The organism is Ectopseudomonas oleovorans, from assembly GCF_003052605.1.
GTDB lineage: Bacteria > Pseudomonadota > Gammaproteobacteria > Pseudomonadales > Pseudomonadaceae > Aquipseudomonas > Aquipseudomonas oleovorans_A.
The window spans coordinates 1-15,377 of sequence record NZ_QASO01000075.1 but is presented as its reverse complement, the minus strand read 5'-3'; the positions used below and the strand labels follow the sequence as shown (position 1 = coordinate 15,377).

Annotated in this window: 15 protein-coding genes; 7 read left to right on the top strand and 8 right to left on the bottom strand. The window is 55.1% G+C overall.

Annotated elements, in window-relative coordinates:
* Complete coding sequence (locus tag DBO86_RS12850; RefSeq protein ID WP_108233858.1) at nucleotides 1–429, top strand: BAR domain-containing protein; 429 nt, start codon at nucleotides 1–3, stop codon at nucleotides 427–429.
* Nucleotides 430–499: 70 nt separating this feature from the next.
* Entirely contained in the window at nucleotides 500–3,019 is a 2,520-nt protein-coding gene (gene hrpB / locus DBO86_RS12845) for an ATP-dependent helicase HrpB (protein WP_108233857.1), read from the top strand.
* Nucleotides 3,020–3,031: 12 nt separating this feature from the next.
* Here the strand turns inward: hrpB and DBO86_RS12840 are convergent, their stop codons facing one another.
* The gene (locus tag DBO86_RS12840) at nucleotides 3,032–3,262 is read right to left on the bottom strand and encodes a BPSL0761 family protein (protein ID WP_108233856.1); all 231 of its coding nucleotides are present in this window, start codon (nucleotides 3,260–3,262) and stop codon (nucleotides 3,032–3,034) included.
* A 63-nt stretch (nucleotides 3,263–3,325) separates the two neighbouring features.
* Nucleotides 3,326–3,772, bottom strand: coding sequence for a hypothetical protein (locus DBO86_RS12835; protein ID WP_108233855.1), 447 nt, complete (start codon nucleotides 3,770–3,772; stop codon nucleotides 3,326–3,328).
* Between the two features lie 634 nt (nucleotides 3,773–4,406).
* On the opposite strand from DBO86_RS12835, the gene DBO86_RS12830 reads away from it, so the two are divergent.
* Both DBO86_RS12830 and DBO86_RS12825 read left to right on the top strand, forming a co-directional pair.
* Nucleotides 4,407–4,694, top strand: a complete 288-nt coding sequence (locus tag DBO86_RS12830) for a helix-turn-helix domain-containing protein (RefSeq protein WP_279630278.1) — start codon at nucleotides 4,407–4,409, stop codon at nucleotides 4,692–4,694.
* A gap of 46 nt (nucleotides 4,695–4,740) precedes the next feature.
* Nucleotides 4,741–4,986, top strand: coding sequence for a hypothetical protein (locus DBO86_RS12825; protein WP_108233854.1), 246 nt, complete (start codon nucleotides 4,741–4,743; stop codon nucleotides 4,984–4,986).
* 38 nt (nucleotides 4,987–5,024) lie between these two features.
* On the opposite strand, the gene DBO86_RS12820 is transcribed toward DBO86_RS12825, so the two are convergent.
* Genes DBO86_RS12820 through DBO86_RS12810 form a run of 3 tightly spaced genes read right to left on the bottom strand, consistent with a single transcriptional unit; the run spans nucleotide 5,025 to nucleotide 9,250 of the window.
* On the bottom strand, nucleotides 5,025–6,443 hold the full coding sequence (locus DBO86_RS12820; RefSeq protein WP_108233853.1) for a UvrD-helicase domain-containing protein: 1,419 nt from the start codon (nucleotides 6,441–6,443) through the stop codon (nucleotides 5,025–5,027).
* On the bottom strand, nucleotides 6,430–8,160 hold the full coding sequence (locus tag DBO86_RS12815; RefSeq protein ID WP_108233852.1) for an ATP-dependent nuclease: 1,731 nt from the start codon (nucleotides 8,158–8,160) through the stop codon (nucleotides 6,430–6,432). The genes DBO86_RS12820 and DBO86_RS12815 overlap by 14 nt, the downstream gene beginning before the upstream one ends.
* A 34-nt stretch (nucleotides 8,161–8,194) precedes the next feature.
* A complete protein-coding gene (locus DBO86_RS12810; RefSeq protein ID WP_108233851.1) occupies nucleotides 8,195–9,250 on the bottom strand; it encodes a DUF3800 domain-containing protein in 1,056 nt (351 codons plus the stop codon).
* Nucleotides 9,251–9,423: 173 nt separating this feature from the next.
* Here DBO86_RS12810 and DBO86_RS12805 point away from each other — a divergent pair, with 173 nt between their 5' ends.
* From DBO86_RS12805 to DBO86_RS12795, 3 genes are all read left to right on the top strand, one after another.
* Complete coding sequence (locus tag DBO86_RS12805) at nucleotides 9,424–10,092, top strand: DUF6088 family protein (protein WP_108233850.1); 669 nt, start codon at nucleotides 9,424–9,426, stop codon at nucleotides 10,090–10,092.
* Between the two features lie 126 nt (nucleotides 10,093–10,218).
* On the top strand, nucleotides 10,219–12,372 hold the full coding sequence (locus tag DBO86_RS12800) for a class I SAM-dependent DNA methyltransferase (RefSeq protein WP_108233849.1): 2,154 nt from the start codon (nucleotides 10,219–10,221) through the stop codon (nucleotides 12,370–12,372).
* Entirely contained in the window at nucleotides 12,369–12,923 is a 555-nt protein-coding gene (locus tag DBO86_RS12795; protein ID WP_108233848.1) for a restriction endonuclease subunit S, read from the top strand. Before DBO86_RS12800 ends, DBO86_RS12795 begins: the two co-directional genes overlap by 4 nt.
* Nucleotides 12,924–12,965: 42 nt before the next feature.
* Here DBO86_RS12795 and DBO86_RS12785 read toward each other — a convergent pair whose 3' ends face one another.
* The 3 genes from DBO86_RS12785 to DBO86_RS12775 are packed head-to-tail and all read right to left on the bottom strand — an operon-like array spanning nucleotide 12,966 to nucleotide 15,218.
* Complete coding sequence (locus DBO86_RS12785; RefSeq protein WP_033939138.1) at nucleotides 12,966–14,255, bottom strand: ISL3-like element ISPst9 family transposase; 1,290 nt, start codon at nucleotides 14,253–14,255, stop codon at nucleotides 12,966–12,968.
* Nucleotides 14,256–14,305: 50 nt separating this feature from the next.
* Nucleotides 14,306–14,926 (bottom strand): LysE family translocator, encoded by a 621-nt coding sequence (locus tag DBO86_RS12780; RefSeq protein WP_014819627.1) that lies wholly within the window; start codon nucleotides 14,924–14,926, stop codon nucleotides 14,306–14,308.
* Between the two features lie 43 nt (nucleotides 14,927–14,969).
* On the bottom strand, nucleotides 14,970–15,218 hold the full coding sequence (locus DBO86_RS12775) for a hypothetical protein (protein ID WP_099167931.1): 249 nt from the start codon (nucleotides 15,216–15,218) through the stop codon (nucleotides 14,970–14,972).
* Between the last annotated feature and the right edge of the window lie 159 nt (nucleotides 15,219–15,377).

The following is a 15,377-nucleotide window of genomic DNA, read 5'->3' as shown; positions in this document are numbered from 1 at the left end:
ATGGCAGGAGGCGGCCTTCAGGCGTGTGTGGATGCCTTCGAGCGATTGAAGGCGGGTAAGCCAAACCTCGCAGTTCACGTAGGATTGGATGGTACCAAGATCACTGCCGGGATCGTCAGTTTCGAGGCTGGTTTTGATCGGGGCTACTTGAAGAAGAAGCGTCCTGCCCATCAGCCTCTGATTGCCCAAATTGAGGCGTACCGACATAGCTTCGAATCTTCGAGCGCCTCTAAGGCTTTACAGGTCAAGCGCGCAAACGACAAGGTAAACAAGGCACGTAACGATCTTGAAATTGCTCAATCACAGCTCTATCACGTCATGACTCAGAATATTCAACTTGTCGAAAGAGTTCGGCTTCTCGAAGCACAAGTGAAGCAGTTTAGTAATGTGGCCGCGCTCAAGGGCGGATCTAAGAGCGGCTTAGCATAATGCGCTATCTGTCCTGTGTTAGTAGTGGCGCTTGGCACTTTCATACTTCGGGGCCAGCCTTGGAGTGCTCATGAGTTACTTGCCGATCGACGCAGCCTTACCTCCTCTTCTGATGGCTCTTCAAGGCCGCGACGAGGTTGTCCTGCAAGCGCCTCCTGGTGCGGGTAAAACTACCCGTGTACCTCTTGCTCTTCTTGGTGAGTCATGGCTTGAAGGTCAGAGCATCATTATGCTTGAGCCCAGACGCCTGGCTGCACGTGCTGCTGCCGAGCGAATGGCTTCTGAGCTAGGCGAAAAAGTCGGCGAGACAGTTGGATATCGAATCCGTCTCGAAAGCCGAGTAGGCCCAAACACGAGAATTGAGGTGGTCACTGAAGGGATTCTGTCGCGAAGATTGCAGGAAGACCCTTCGCTCGAAGGCGTTGGTGTGGTCATATTCGACGAATTTCATCTCAGGACACTTGAGGCTGACCTAGCTCTCGCCTTGTGCCTGAACGGGCGCGAGCTGCTACGGGATGAAAGTCAGCCCCTGAAGATCCTATTGATGTCAGCCACTCTTGAGGGGGAGCGGCTTTCCAGATTGCTAAATGATGCCCCCATTGTCACCAGTGAGGGACGAATGTTTCCAGTCACTATGGTCTGGGGTAAACCTTATCAACCTGGCGAAGCTCTTGAGCCCAGAGTCGTTCAAACTTGCCTACAAGCAATTTATGAGCAGAGCGGTAGCGTATTAGTATTTCTACCTGGCCAGGCTGAAATCCGTCGCGTTCACGAACAACTTATTGAGCATATTGATGGACGCAATGAGGTCTTGCTTTGTCCGCTGCATGGTGAGTTGGATCTTGCTTCTCAGAGAGCCGCTATCGAGCCAGCGCCGGCCGGCAAGCGTAAGGTGGTATTGGCCACCAATATTGCAGAGACGAGTCTGACCATTGATGGTGTGCGTGTTGTGATTGATGCCGGTATGGCCCGTGTGCCTCGCTTCGATCCTGTCAGCGGTATGACTCGTCTCGACACACAGCGGATTTCTCGCGCGGCAGCGACCCAGCGTGCCGGGCGGGCGGGACGCCTTGAAGCAGGTGTCTGTTATCGCCTCTGGTCAGAGGCTCAACATGATCAACTCGTTGCTTATGATGCCGCTGAAATCCTCCAGGCAGATCTATCTGGGTTGGCACTTCAGCTCTCTCGTTGGGGGGTTAAACCCGAAGAGCTCGCATGGCTTGATGTTCCACCATCGGCATCATTTGCTCAAGCGTGTGATCTACTTTCGCGTCTTGGGGCGCTCGATGAACGCGGTGTTATTACTGCTCACGGCCAGGCCATGGCCGATCTGCCGACGCATCCTCGAATAGCTCATCTTCTACTTCGTGGTCAGGCTTTAGGGCTTGCTAGCCTTGCTTGCGATATAGCTGCGCTGCTGGGTGAAAAAGACATCCTTCGAGGCAGTGGCGCTGATCTTCATGACCGCATAGCAGCAATGAGAAACGAACCGTCTTCGAAGGCTAACCGCAGTGCAGTTCAGCGTGCTCGCCTTCTTGCACGGCAGTTCCGTGGGCTCCTTAGAGGTTTGGCATCAGCCCCGGTAGCTGATAGCGATGATGCGCACTGGTTGGGTGCTCTTCTAGCTTTCGCGTACCCCGACCGGGTAGCACGGCAGCGCGTTGATGGTGGTGCTGGCTACAGGCTCGCAAATGGACGGGCTGCTCAGTTCGGTGGGCCTGACGCACTAATGAAAGAGCCGTGGCTGGTAGTCGCTGATCTTGGTAGTCGTCAGGGGCAACGTGAGGAGCGTATATACCTCGCGGCTGCACTTTCCCCTGAACTTTTCGACACTGTACTCGCTGAACAAGTGGTACAGCGTGACAAGATTGAGTGGGATGAGCGTGAAGGTATCCTCAAGGCTGAGAGGCAGCGCTGTGTTGGTGAACTGGTTCTAAGTTCGGAGGCCTTGTCTGGGCTCAGCGAAGAAACACGCACCAAGGCTTTGACTGATCTGGTTCGTCGCAAGGGACTTGAGTTGCTTCCCTGGACTCCCGAGTTGCGCCAGTGGCAAGCACGTGTGGATCTCGTTCGCCAACTGGATCTTGAGGTGCAAGGCCAAAGTGAATGGCCAGACTTATCCGATGCTGCTCTGCTTTCATCGTTAGACGAATGGCTGGCTCCGTATTTGGGACGGGTTAGCCGCCTCAGCCATTTCACCAGTCTCGACCTGCAAAGTATCCTTCAGGGGCTGCTGCCCTGGCCACTTCCACAGAAGCTGGATGAGTTGGCACCAAAAGCACTGAAGGTGCCTTCGGGGTCGCGCATTGCTATCGACTATTCAGTGCGTCCTCCTGTACTAGCCGTGAGGTTGCAAGAGCTATTTGGGCTGGCTGAAACACCGCACATTGTCGGTGGTCGACAGCGTGTATTGCTGCACCTCCTGTCGCCGGCAAGGCGACCGGTGCAGGTAACTCAGGATTTGGCCAGCTTCTGGGCGAATACCTATGGTGAGGTTAAGAAAGACCTGAAAGGCAGGTATCCCAAACATTGGTGGCCTGAAGATCCTATGGACGCAGAGCCAACAGCCAGAACCAAACCGCGATTGTAATTGAAGTGTTGACTATCGCGTAATTGATGAGCTGAAGACGGGGCCGAGCACTCCAATTGGCAATGTATCTATTTGCTCCTCGATCCGACCGGCCAACAGCATGTCATTCTTGCTTGGGAAATGACGTAGAAGGAAACGAGCATCGCGCCGAACGCGTTCGGGCAAAGATGTGTCTTTGGAAAGCTCGACCAGAAAGTCGTATGTCTGTACCACGGCGCGGGTACGTTCGTGGGGGGTGGTCATTTTTCCATCTCCAGCATTTATAGTTTTCCTACCCAAACCAAGGCAGACATAGTCAAAGGGCCTTCACCTTGGTAGGTGTAGTTCCGCTGAGAAGATCGTGTGAGTGCTCAACTGCTCGTCCAAATGCGAGTCTGCTGAAGTGGAATACGTTCTACCTCCTTCTACGTGATACACATACCCAAGCTCTTGACCCTGTGCGTTACGGATTGCTGTGACCTTCAGCAGAGGCTCCATCATCCAGCGTCCCGCCTTGTTTATGTGAGCCGGTGTTACGAGTTGGGCCTGCTCCAGCCAGGCATTATCGGTTTTTGCTTCCACTATCTGCTCAAGCAATGGGGGGGTCGGAACCATTAACATGCTTCGATAAGCCTCCTGACCATCATCCTCTACGATCTGTAGGTAGAACCAAGGCCAGGCGACATCTTGCTCGATAAATGACCAGAACTGCACGCCGTTGGGGCTATGGGAGAGCCCAGAAAGCAGCTCCGCATTGCGATCGGTCTTAAACACCTTTAGCTCCTTGTTGATATGTAATCATCGATTGATGGAAAACATATTCAGCCGTTTTGGTTGATCATGACCTGCCAATTAGCTTACGCGTGGCCGCCCATCATTTACGGTAAGTCACATAATGAATGCGTACGACTAGACTGGTGTCAGTAAAAATACTAATCAGCCGCACTGGCCTCCTATTAGTCGAATCTTAATGCTGTAGTCCATATGGCGTTCAGTTTCATGTAGATCTTTTGGTTTGAAGTCGCGTCGAGAAAAATTAACGATTTCCGAGTCAGAGAACCCATACTCCTGCATCTTCTTTAACGTGCACGAGCAGAGTGCAGGTGACGTCCCGCGCGCAATCGACGCAGACTCGCATCTTTTAACCAGCTGCTGAACTCCAGTTTCTTCAGCAAAGGCTCCTGAATGCAGAGACATTGCAAATGATATGAAAGCAGCTATGCCAATAGTCCTCATATATCTTTAACATCCTTCTTTTTAACTACTTACTTATCTGCAATTAATTAAATTGCGCTTGAAATACAGCCGTTTACGCAGACGGCATGTGTAGGAAGGCGCTCCTCCAATTTGGTCGGTGGTGACGCCATACCACGGAGGAGGTCATGTTCTACCAAATTCACAGTATACTGTGAAGACCGGAGATGCCACCGCCCAGATAGTCCTCCCTTTTGGGGGGGCATCTGTGGAAGTCGGATTAGCGTTCGGAAAGGTCTTGCGCAGACGGCGTGTTGAGGCAGGTTTCACCCAGGAGCAGTTGGCCCTTGAGGCAGCATTGCAGCGTAACTACGTCAGCCTGATGGAACGGGGCATCAATCAGCCAACGATCACCACCTTGATCAAGCTGGCCATCCCCTTGGGATGCACGGCAGCTGAGATCGTCGACGAAGTAGAAAGGCTCGTGGCAGACGAACGCTGAATACCGGCCGCCTAAGGCCTCACCCAACCTGCTTCTTGGAGTCGCGATGAAACATCATTTGGTGGTCGAAGACTGGGAGGGCGATGGCGCCATTCGCTTGCCCGACGACGTTCTGCAGGAGATGGGAGTCGATGTTGGGAGTACGCTCTACTTACTTGAGGAGTACGTAGGCACTACCCGCTGCCTAGTGCTCAGTAAGACACCGTGCATTCCTGATCGCGTTGATGAGCTGGTTAGCCAATGGGAGTCTTACGGCGAAGCCCCAGGCGACTTGGCGGCCAAGGATGGATGAGCTGCCTCCATCGACGGTTTCAGGGTCAAGCTTTCGAATTATCCAACCATGGCATCAGGGCTGCATACCACCAGCTTCATCGATCCTCGGGTCATGGCTACGTACAGGTGCTGTGCATTCATATTCTCTGTGTTCAGCACTACCGCTACTTCTGCCTCCAGCCCCTTGAGCAGTAGAGTGCTTCCCACTGCACGCTTGGGTAAAGGTCGGCCCAATAGTCGGTTTTCTTCCCGCACTCTCCTGGCGGCTTCCGCCAGCGGTATGGTTCCTGGTGCGGCCTCCCGCAATGCCTTTAGCACGCTGTAGAGAATGGCGGGTCGGTGCACGCGCACGCTTGGCATGGCGCGCAGCTCCGACAACAGCGTAGCGGCGGCGGCAATAGACGGTGCGTGCAGGAATGCCAAGGCTCGGCTCTCCGCTTCGGACGGCGGATTCCTGGCGGTTCCTCGCGCTAACGAATCCAGACGCCGGGTAAGCTCTGGTACACCTACGTTGGTCATGACGCTCTGCGCTAGGGTTAGAAGCTGTCCCAGAGCATCCGGCGAAGCCACGTCAAAGCAGCTACCGAAGGTAATGAGGTCTTGCAGATCAACGGCCTCAACGGTCGACGCCCCTGGTGTCTGGCTCGCGAAATTTTGTTGGATCGCACGATTGCGGCTATCGGCGATGAGCAGCACGTGGCCATCTGGAGTAGGCGGTGCCGTCCGCGCTGCGGCCAGTCGCTGTGAGTGATCGTTCGGTGGTGTGACTTGAGTCCATGTTACATGCGCTGCCGGCCCGGTGCGCAGGTCTACCTGCTGCCCAGCGGCCAGCAAACGCCGGGCCTCTAACAACCACAGCCCGAGCGCTTCAGCGCCGGCATTGCGCCATCGCCATGGCGTAGCCAGCTCGGCCACGACCGGAAAATGCGCGCAGACCTGCTGGTTCCAATCGGCCAGGGCATTGCCGCGAAACCCGAAGATGGCCTGCATCGGGTCGCCGAGCACGCAGGTCGGCAGGATCAGCGAGAGAAAGTAGACGATGTAGTGCTGGGGCACCGAGCAGTCCTGATATTCATCGACTATGAGTTGCGCATAGGACGCTTTCAGTACCTCGCTGACGTGCCCGGTCTGCAGCAACTTCCAGGCCGCCTCCCTGACTGCCGGGTAGTCGCGAGCCGGCGTGGCGAGCAGCAGGATGTCGGGATCGTGGCCACTACGGCCCGGAAAGCTCGCGATCAAGCGAATAGCCCAGCCGTCGATCGTGCTCAATCGATAGGCACTGTGCGGCACGCCTGCACGATCGAGTCGGCCTCGCAGGGCTGCCACACCAGCGTTTGTGTGCGTGAGCACGAGGATGGGTTTGCTGCCTCGGTGGCTGGCCAGTGCGTGAGCGATCAATTGCGTCTTGCCGCAGCCGGCCGGTGCCGTGACAGTGCCGCGATTGATCGCACGCAGGTCGATTTCAACGAGGCCCATGAGCAGCCCATCCTGATACTTGGCTCATCAATGCGTTGAAGCCCGGATCGCACAGAGGTAGGTCAGGCGCCACGATGGTTCTCGCCACGTCCTCCATCCAGGAGATCGATTTGAACCAGCCAGCCTTGCGGATACGTGCCGCCTGCCCGAGCAGGGTTCGGCTTGGCACCGACAGCGCGTTGGTGTTCTGAATCTCGTTCCAGACGGCTTGAATGGTAAGCGTGTTGTTCGAGACCGTCCGAAGGTGCTCGTGAATCAGGTCGCCATGTAGCTCATATGCGTAGTTGATCAGCTTCTGGCAGGCCGCCGGCGTGAGACTGCCGAACAACTCGTCCTCCAACGCCCTGCCTGCGCGGTAGGCAACGACGGCACCGCTGCACTGAAGGAATGCCTGTTCGATGGCGGCCGTGGGCTGTTTGTCGTCATCGCGCACGACCATGACCCGATAGCCCAAGGACTGAAAAACCGCTGCGCGTGCGTACGGACGATCTGCATCGCCGCCACCGCAGTCGACCATGGCAACTCCCTGCGCCGCCAAGGACACACCGCCTTGTTCTATCCGGTGCAGATCCAGGCCTCGAAGGAGCCCGATCTCGCTGGCTCCCTCACACACGATCACAGAACGAGCTAGGAAAGCTTCGGGATACAGGCGAATGGTGCTTTGGATGTCATTGTCAGTCCCGATCGCCCGGGCCTCGTGGCCGTGGGGACCGCCGCGTAGCACGAATAGCTGGCCACCCGACAGTTCCCTGAGCGCCACCGGCGAATGCGTGGTGAGAAACACCTGCAGCGGAGCCGCCTCCTTCGCACCGAGGGAGCCTAGGAACCGCGCGATGCGGTGCGGCTCCAGGCCGTATTCCAGCTCATCCGACAGCACGATCGACGCCTGACTGGCCGCCTTGCGCTGCAGGCCGGCGACTAGCAGGCGGGTAGAACCAACCCCCAGGCTGCGAAGCGGGATACCGCCCTCGTTGTGCAGGGAAATGGTGCCGCCGCCGAACGACACGGAATGCGAGTCGAGTAGCGCCCTGGCCTTCGTGCCGATGTGGACACCCAGTTCCTGAGCGGTGGTGACGACGATACCCAACGCCTCGCCCAACTGCTGTTCGGCCTGGTCGCCAAAAGTGGAGCGCGCATCCCGCGCCGCCTTGACCAGGGCCGCCGAGGCATCGGCCCGCTCCTCCGAGATGCGGTTCAGAACGGAACCCCGTTGCCAACTCAGGTTGTAGTCGGCAAGAGCCCCGATCCGCGTGGGCGCCAGCGCCACGCGATCTTTCCACGCTAGTGACTTCACCAGGCCTTGTTGGGCGGCGCGGTCGGAAATGAGGGTCCAGGACGGCTCCAGGTCACTGGCGACCGTCAGGTTCAGGCAGAGCACAACCTCCGCGCCAGCGGAGGGTTCGTCTTCGACGACACCAGTGGCGGTGTGGTAGCCGCGCAGAAAGGCACCGAAGCTTTCTAGCGTCCTCATGCTGTCATCGAGGTCGCCCAGCGTCAGCGTGATGCTGATCGGGTTCGTGATGTCCAGACTGAAGAAGTCGGCATCGGAGATCTGGATATTTCGCCTAGCACCCAAACACAGGTCAATTGCGTCCAACACTGTGGACTTGCCACTGTCGCCCGGACCGATCAAGCAGTTAATACCAGGGGATGGGCACCAGACCAGGTGACGGATGCTGCGGAAGTTGGCTATCTCAATTTTTCTGACTCTTGCCATTAGATGCCCCTGATAGTGTGCGGCCTTACCCGCGTTAAAAAGTATTGGGGCCAAAGTGCTTGGCGAAGTAATCGATTACCTCCGCCGCCTGGGTCCCCTCGCGGAATCGCTTCTGTTCATCGAAGTCGATCGACGGCAACAGATGAATAAACTGATCCTCTGCGTAGAGCGACATCACGGCCTGCGGGTCCAGTAGCGGAGCGCGCCGGCCGGTCAGTCCGTTGGCTGCCTCAATGGCAGCTCCGATCATGACGTCGGCGATCTGGACGGCAGGGCTGGTCTTCGAGTCAACCTGGTTTACGGAAAACAGCTTGAGCGGAAAGCGGATGCCCGCGATTTGCGTCTGCCTGAACTCGATCTCATCTTGGTGGTCGATGTAGCGCTGCAACAGTTCGTGGTACGTGAGTAGATTCTTCGATTGGTCGTGCTCGACCCTGTACGGTCCCGACGCCATCACCTCCATCCTGCTGATAAGAGATTGGAGTACCACCAACGCCGCGTCGGTCGAAACGCCCGGTGTGGCAATCGCGGACAGGCATTCAGGCGCTGCTAGTGCGAGCGGGCCGAGTGCTTCGGGTAATTGCTGCCAGTCCAGTTCTCTGACTGCCTTAACCAACGCCTCCAGGGCTTGCGGAGTCTTCGATTTGATAGCCCACTGGAAGGCAGCGAGCAGTACATCGAAGCCCTCTTTGCCGAGCAAGGTGGGGCCGACCGTGTACAGCAGCGAAGCCAATGCATAGTTCTGGCCGTCTTGGTAGAAGTCCATACCACGCTCGTAGTAGAACGGCTCGACTGCGTAGTCCATGAACATGAGCAGCAGCAGGTAGCGTTTGTCGCAGATGTAGGTTACGCACTTGTGCTGATCCAGCACGGCCTGTTGAAGGCTCAGCAGCGGCTGCCGGTAGCCAGGACGCCGTGCCAGCGCGTGGTATTTGAGCTCTGGCGCCTGTAGCTTGGGGAAGTGCATGCGAATAAGCCGCGCAGCTTCATCATGGGTAATAGCCACTGCTGCTGCGCCCTGAAATCGTTGCTCTGGGTTGAGCAAATCGAACCCGGTGAAGCCACTTTCGTCGATGTGGAAGCATTCCATGCGTCGTCACCTCTGCGCGGATTGATAAAGCGTCGCGGAGGTATCCGCCAATCGATGATGCCTGAAAGGGTGCACGAAATCGTCCAGTTTCCCTAGTTGATAGGCTGGAGGCATTGTCCTGCGCGGCTTATAGTCGCTACTTGCGTCAGAAAACCAGGACCTAGAAGGCTCTCATGTCCGTCGCTGAAGCTATCTCGAACCGACTCAAATATATGCAGAAGGGGCAGCCTTTTTCCCGCGTGGTGTTTGCACAGGTCGGTTCCCGTGCAGCGGTCGATAAAGCGCTTTCCAGGCTAGTGCAATCAGGTTGTCTGGAACGCGTCGCTCGCGGCGTTTACATGCGACCAAAGTTGAGCGCGTACACCGGCAGGAGGGTTCGACCCAGCCCGCTGAGCATCATGAGCGTTATCACCAAGGCTAACGGCGAGACGATTCAGATACACGGAGCGGAGGCTGTCCGTAGGTTAGGCCTCAGTACGCAAATGCAGGTGGTGCCGACCTTCTACACCAGTGGTGCGACGCGCGACATTAAAGTTGGTAATGCGGTGGTTCGTCTCAGGCATGCTTCCAATGATCGCTTGCAACATGCAGGAACGAAAGTAGGAATGGTGCTCAGCGCTCTCCACTACCTCGGGAAAGAGGGGCTGTCCACTCAGGTCGTTTCCACGATCACCAATGCCATGAGTGGCGAAGAGTTGCTCAAGCTCAGGGCGTGCAGAATGCCTGCATGGATGCGGTCGGCATTGCTTCTTATGGCTGAAGTGGAAGCATGCCCTGCATCGACCAGCCCGAAAGCGATCAATGTAAATTGCCAACGTTTGCCGCTTCAGAGCACCTGTTGACCGCTACATGCGATAAAAAAACTTAAAATCTGCAATTGCTAGAGGTTTGGAGCCGGGCTAGGTACTAGATCCGTCCTGACCCCATAGCATTCTTCACAAACATAGAAAAATCTAAAGGATAGAGACTTGGCTCAGCTAGAGAACATCGAAGCGATTGAAAGACGGCTTTGGAAGGCGGCAGACACCCTCCGTAGCAACTCTGAACTGGCCAGCAACGAATACTTCCTACCCGTGATGGGCCTGATTTTCCTGCGTCATGCCTACAGTCGCTTTTTGTCAGTGAAGGATCAGGTCGTTGCCAGTCTGCCGAGCCGGGGCGGCAAGGTTCGTGAGCTCACCAAGGAAGACTTCTCCCAGAAAGGGGCAATCTACCTCAATCCCAAGGCTGAATTTGACGCCCTGGTAGCGCTCACCGATGCCGATGATCGTGCTGAGGCTATCATCAAGGCGATGGAATCCATCGAGAAGGATTACGCCAATCTGGCGGGTCAGCTGCCCAAGAATGAATATCGCAGCATCCCCAACGACGTCTTGGGGCAGCTACTCCGCACACTGAACCCGGATGAGCTGAAAAAGGCTACAGGCGACATCTTTGGTCGCATCTACGAATACTTCCTGACGGAGTTTGCCGACCAAGGTGCGCATGACGGTGGTGAGTTCTTCACCCCTGTGTCCTTGGTGCAGCTTATCACCAACGTGCTGGAGCCGGATCACGGTATCGTCTTCGACCCTGCCTGCGGTTCCGGCGGCATGTTCGTACAGAGCGCCCACTTCCTGGAAGTCCATCAGGAAGACCCGAACAAGCTGACCTTCTACGGTCACGAAAAAAACCGTGTCACGACCCGTCTTTGTAAAATGAACCTCGCTGTTCATGGCCTTGAAGGTAATGTGGTGGGCGGCGAACAGGCCATCACCTACTACAACGACCCCCACGAAAACCTTTGGGGCAACGTTGATTACGTGATGGCGAACCCGCCCTTCAACGTAGATGAGGTGGACGCTGAGAAAATCAAGAATGATCCGCGCCTGCCTTTTGGTATCCCAGGCATCAACAAAACCAAGAAGGTTCCCAACGCAAACTACCTCTGGATTCAGTACTTCTACAGCTACCTGAATGACAAAGGTCGGGCGGGTTTTGTCATGTCCTCGCAGGCTTCGAGTGCGGGGCGGGAAGATGCAAAAGTGCGTGAGCAGTTAATTAAATCCGGCCATGTCGATGCCATGATCGACATTCGCAGCAACTTCTTCTATACGCGGACTGTTCCTTGTCAGCTTTGGTTTCTTAACAAGGACAAACCAAAAGAGCACGAAGATAAGGTGCTGATGATTGATGCGAGGAATGTCTATCGCAAGGTTACCCGCAAAATTTACGACTTTAGTCCTGAACAGCTTAAAAACCTGACTTCAATCGTTTGGCTATACCGGGGACAAACTGATCGCTTTATCGAGCTTGTTCAGGGCTACATTGATAGCGCGCTGCTTGAAGCGCACGCTTGTGAAAAATCAGAGAGTCTGCTGGCAGAGCCGGTGCCAGATTTTATTGCTGCACTTAAAGGGCTCTATGCCGCCATGCGCCCGTTCCTGGAGCTGTTAGAGAAGGGCGCTGATCCTGAGCAGTTGCACGTAACGCTCCATAGCGAACTGTTGACAGCTATTGAACAAGTTGATGCTGATTGGTCTGACTTCCAGGTCCTGAAGAATGACCTTCACGAGTGGTGGGGACGTCATTCGTATGACACGGCAGAAGATTTAATCGATTTCACAGAGAGCGATATCTGCCTCAAAGACCTTGCGGAGAATAGTCGTGACTTGGTTAAGCTGATTGATCACGCGTACAAGCTCAGCACGCGGCTCATTGAGCTTTGTGAAAGTGAGCACTCTGCACGAGACAGTACGCTTTGGGATTACGCGGGTATACATGGTACTCGCCGATCCAGTCTGAAGAAAGCCGTAGAGACTGCAAGGAAAACCGTTGCAGAACAATTGAAACTGGTTCGCTATTTCTACAAACAGGCGCACTGGCTGCTCTCACGCTTTCCTGATGGAGAGCTATGCGATGTGGAAGGCTTGGTAAAGCTGGTGTCCATAGAGGACATTGAAGACGCTGACTGGAGTTTGACTCCTGGGCGATACGTGGGGTTTTCGCCTGAAGAAGTTGATGAGGATTTTGATTTTGAAGAGGCCCTTAAAGACATCCACATTGAGCTAAATGGACTCAATGAGGATTCGATATTACTGGCAACTAAGATTTCCAGTAATTTTGAGGAGCTTGGCATATGACTTGGCGGGAGGCCACTTTAGGTGATGTCATCACCCTGAAGAGGGGCTATGACTTACCAAATGATTCTCGCATAGAAGGCGATATACCTGTCGTCTCGTCTTCTGGTATCACTGGGTACCACAATGAAGCGAAAATTAAGGCTCCTGCTGTCGTTACCGGTCGATATGGTACGCTAGGCGAGGTCTACTATGTAGAGCAAGACTGCTGGCCGCTAAATACGGCTTTGTATGTTAAGGACTTCAAGGGGAATCGTCCGAAATACGTCCACTACTTCTTAAAAAACATATTAAGGGGTATGCAAAGTGACAAGGCGGCTGTTCCTGGTGTAAACAGAAATGATCTTCATGCAAGAAAAGTAATTTATGCTGAGTCGGACTCGCTGCAAAAAAGCATAGAAGACCTGCTAAGCCCATATGATGAATTGATTGACAATAATCGTCGAAGAATTCAACTGCTTGAAGATGCGGCTCGCCTGTTGTTCAAGGAGTGGTTTATTTACCTCCGTTTCCCAGGTCATGAGCACGTAAAAATAATGGGTATGCGGATTTAATGGTTGATGGGGCACCTTCCCCTCACCAACCTGATGCTACCCTCAGATGGTTGATAGATCGACCCCGTAGTTGAGCTCCTCTGCGAGGTCTGGCAGTCCGTAACCGATGGTTTTCTTGTAGAACGGAGAGACCTTCGCAGTCGGGGCCTTCTTCTTGTGCTTCGTGGTGTAGAGCATTCGCGCCCGCATCACCTCAAAGGAATAACCTCGTCCTTCACGGTTCTTGTCCTTGGCCAGTCGGTTGATGGACTCCGTGAAAGCGTTGGTGACAGGTATGTCCGTCTCGAAGTAGGTCATGATCTCTTCGCGCCAGTTGCCCACCGCCCTAAACAGATCGCTCCAGACTTCTTTCTGGCCCTTCGGGATGGTGGATATCCACTCGTCCAGGGCGGCTTCTGCCTGGGGTCGTGTGGTGGCGTCCCAGATGCTGTAGAAGCGCTCCTTGTGCTCGTAGGCAGCCAGCAGTTGCGGGAATGCGCCTGTCCAGGTTTCCATGATCAGCCGCTCCCGGTCTGAGACTTCGTGAGCGCGCTTCAGCAGGATTTTCCGGTCTCCCTTGAGGGTTCGGATCTGGGCTGGTTTCAGCTCTTTCCGGAGCCCCTTGCGCACCTTCTCCAGAGCATCGTTGGCCATGCGCACCACATGGAATTTATCGACCACGATGCGGGCCTGTGGCAGCACCGCCCTGACCGCCGTTCGATATGGATTCCACATGTCCATGCTGACGATATCGATCTTCTGCCGGTCTTTCAGCTTCATCAGGTAGTTAGTCACGACGTCCTGACGGCGAGTGGCCAGCAGATCGAGCAGGGTCTTCTCCTCAATGTTGGTCAGGATGCAGCGGTAGCGCTTGTTCAGGTACAGCTCGTCGATGCCCAGAATGCGAGGCGTTTCGAAGCGGTGCCAGCGGCCTAAGAACGCGGCGCGGGCGTTGAAGATGTCCCGTACCGTCTTCTCGTCCAATCCGGTTTGCTGCGCCACGAAAGTGTAGGGGTGGTTAAAGGACTCCTTCTCTACGTATTCATGTAGCCGCAGTGTCATGCGGAAGCCGTCCACCACCTCCGGTAGCTGGGGCCTGAAGGTAGCCTCGCAGGCCCGACAGATGTACCGGCGGCGGAGCACCCAGAGGGTGACCCGCTTGCCGTGGATGGGCAGATCATGATAGGGAACATCACGCTTGCCGAAACGCACGAACTCACCCTGCACCCCGCATTCCTCGCAAGCAATGGGATCGGGCGCGTCTACCTGGAAGTGCATTTCATCGTCGGTGGCTTTGCAGCCCAGCACCTGGTATGAGGGCAGGTGCAGGATGTTGTCGGGCATTTCGGTCATACGTTATTCTCTTAAGACGACTAGCAACTGGCTAAAGCGTTCTTAAGAACCTAGGCAACACGCGAAGGTTGGCGACTAAGAAGAAGCAGGATGCCGAAAGCAATCATTCCTCCACCTGAGGCGCGTTGAAACCAGTGCAGCTTGTTTGCTGCGAAAGCTGCTGCAAAACGCCCTGCTGACGCATATATCGCTATTGCAACGGCCTCTAGCGCGATAAAAACCGTCCCAAGAGTTGCATAGCTCAGCCAGTAATTCGTTATATCCACGAATTGCGGGAAGAATGCCGCGAAAATGAGGATTGCTTTGGGGTTACTGATGGCGATCAGCGCCTCACTACGGAATGCCTTACGAAGCGAAGGTTTCATTGCATCTGCGTTTAGGTTAGTCGAGCCAGATGTTGTTCTGAGGAGCTTGATGCCCATCCAGACCAGATAGGCGGCACCAACGATCTTGATCACGTTGAAGACCAACGCCGAAGCAGACAAAAGCATCCCTAAACCAAGCGCGCTAGCAGCAATCATGGGCACGAAGACGGCAAGCCGTGCTGTGCTTGCCATAAAGGAAAACCCTACGCCCTTTTGCGCACCGTGTGTCATCGCAACGAGGTTATTGGGGCCGAACGCCAGGTTCAGTGCGAAACATGCCGGGAGGAAAACAAGTAGATCGATCATTAGCTTTGTTGTGACCTCAAGGGAGTAGGTTGGATATGCATGGTCAGTGCACCTCGTTCAAGTAGGGCGTGACATTACGCAACATCCGCTCAATGTAGTCTTCCATCTTGCCGACCGGCGCGACATGGTGCAATGCACCCCGAGCCGCCTCAATACCTTCTAGCCGGGCGATGACCCAACTGGGGAGGTACTGAGCCCGTAGGCTACCACTCTTCGTGGCAATATTGCTTTTGGCGAAGAAAGGCTGGCTGAGCACAACGACACCCGCTTCTTGTACCGGGGCTATTGTCAAGACAGATATGCCTAGTTTTCAAGTGTTCCCTACATATGGCTATAGGGAAGGGGATCTGGAAAGACCGGCACGGTTAGCTATCAACCATTTAGTCCGTTGTGGATTTAGTTTTCCCTTCCGCTTTCTACTTCACATATCAACCATTAAATCCGCATACCC

Bases quoted from the DNA above. Each gene is read 5' to 3' on its own strand.
- DBO86_RS12820 (WP_108233853.1), bottom strand. From the start codon at position 6,443: ATGGGCCTCGTTGAAATCGACCTGCGTGCGATCAATCGCGGCACTGTC.
- hrpB (WP_108233857.1), top strand. From the start codon at position 500: ATGAGTTACTTGCCGATCGACGCAGCCTTACCTCCTCTTCTGATGGCT.
- DBO86_RS12780 (WP_014819627.1), bottom strand. From the start codon at position 14,926: ATGATCGATCTACTTGTTTTCCTCCCGGCATGTTTCGCACTGAACCTG.
- DBO86_RS12850 (WP_108233858.1), top strand. From the start codon at position 1: ATGGCAGGAGGCGGCCTTCAGGCGTGTGTGGATGCCTTCGAGCGATTG.
- DBO86_RS12825 (WP_108233854.1), top strand. From the start codon at position 4,741: ATGAAACATCATTTGGTGGTCGAAGACTGGGAGGGCGATGGCGCCATT.
- DBO86_RS12805 (WP_108233850.1), top strand. From the start codon at position 9,424: ATGTCCGTCGCTGAAGCTATCTCGAACCGACTCAAATATATGCAGAAG.
- DBO86_RS12795 (WP_108233848.1), top strand. From the start codon at position 12,369: ATGACTTGGCGGGAGGCCACTTTAGGTGATGTCATCACCCTGAAGAGG.
- DBO86_RS12815 (WP_108233852.1), bottom strand. From the start codon at position 8,160: ATGGCAAGAGTCAGAAAAATTGAGATAGCCAACTTCCGCAGCATCCGT.
- DBO86_RS12810 (WP_108233851.1), bottom strand. From the start codon at position 9,250: ATGGAATGCTTCCACATCGACGAAAGTGGCTTCACCGGGTTCGATTTG.
- DBO86_RS12785 (WP_033939138.1), bottom strand. From the start codon at position 14,255: ATGACCGAAATGCCCGACAACATCCTGCACCTGCCCTCATACCAGGTG.
- DBO86_RS12840 (WP_108233856.1), bottom strand. From the start codon at position 3,262: ATGACCACCCCCCACGAACGTACCCGCGCCGTGGTACAGACATACGAC.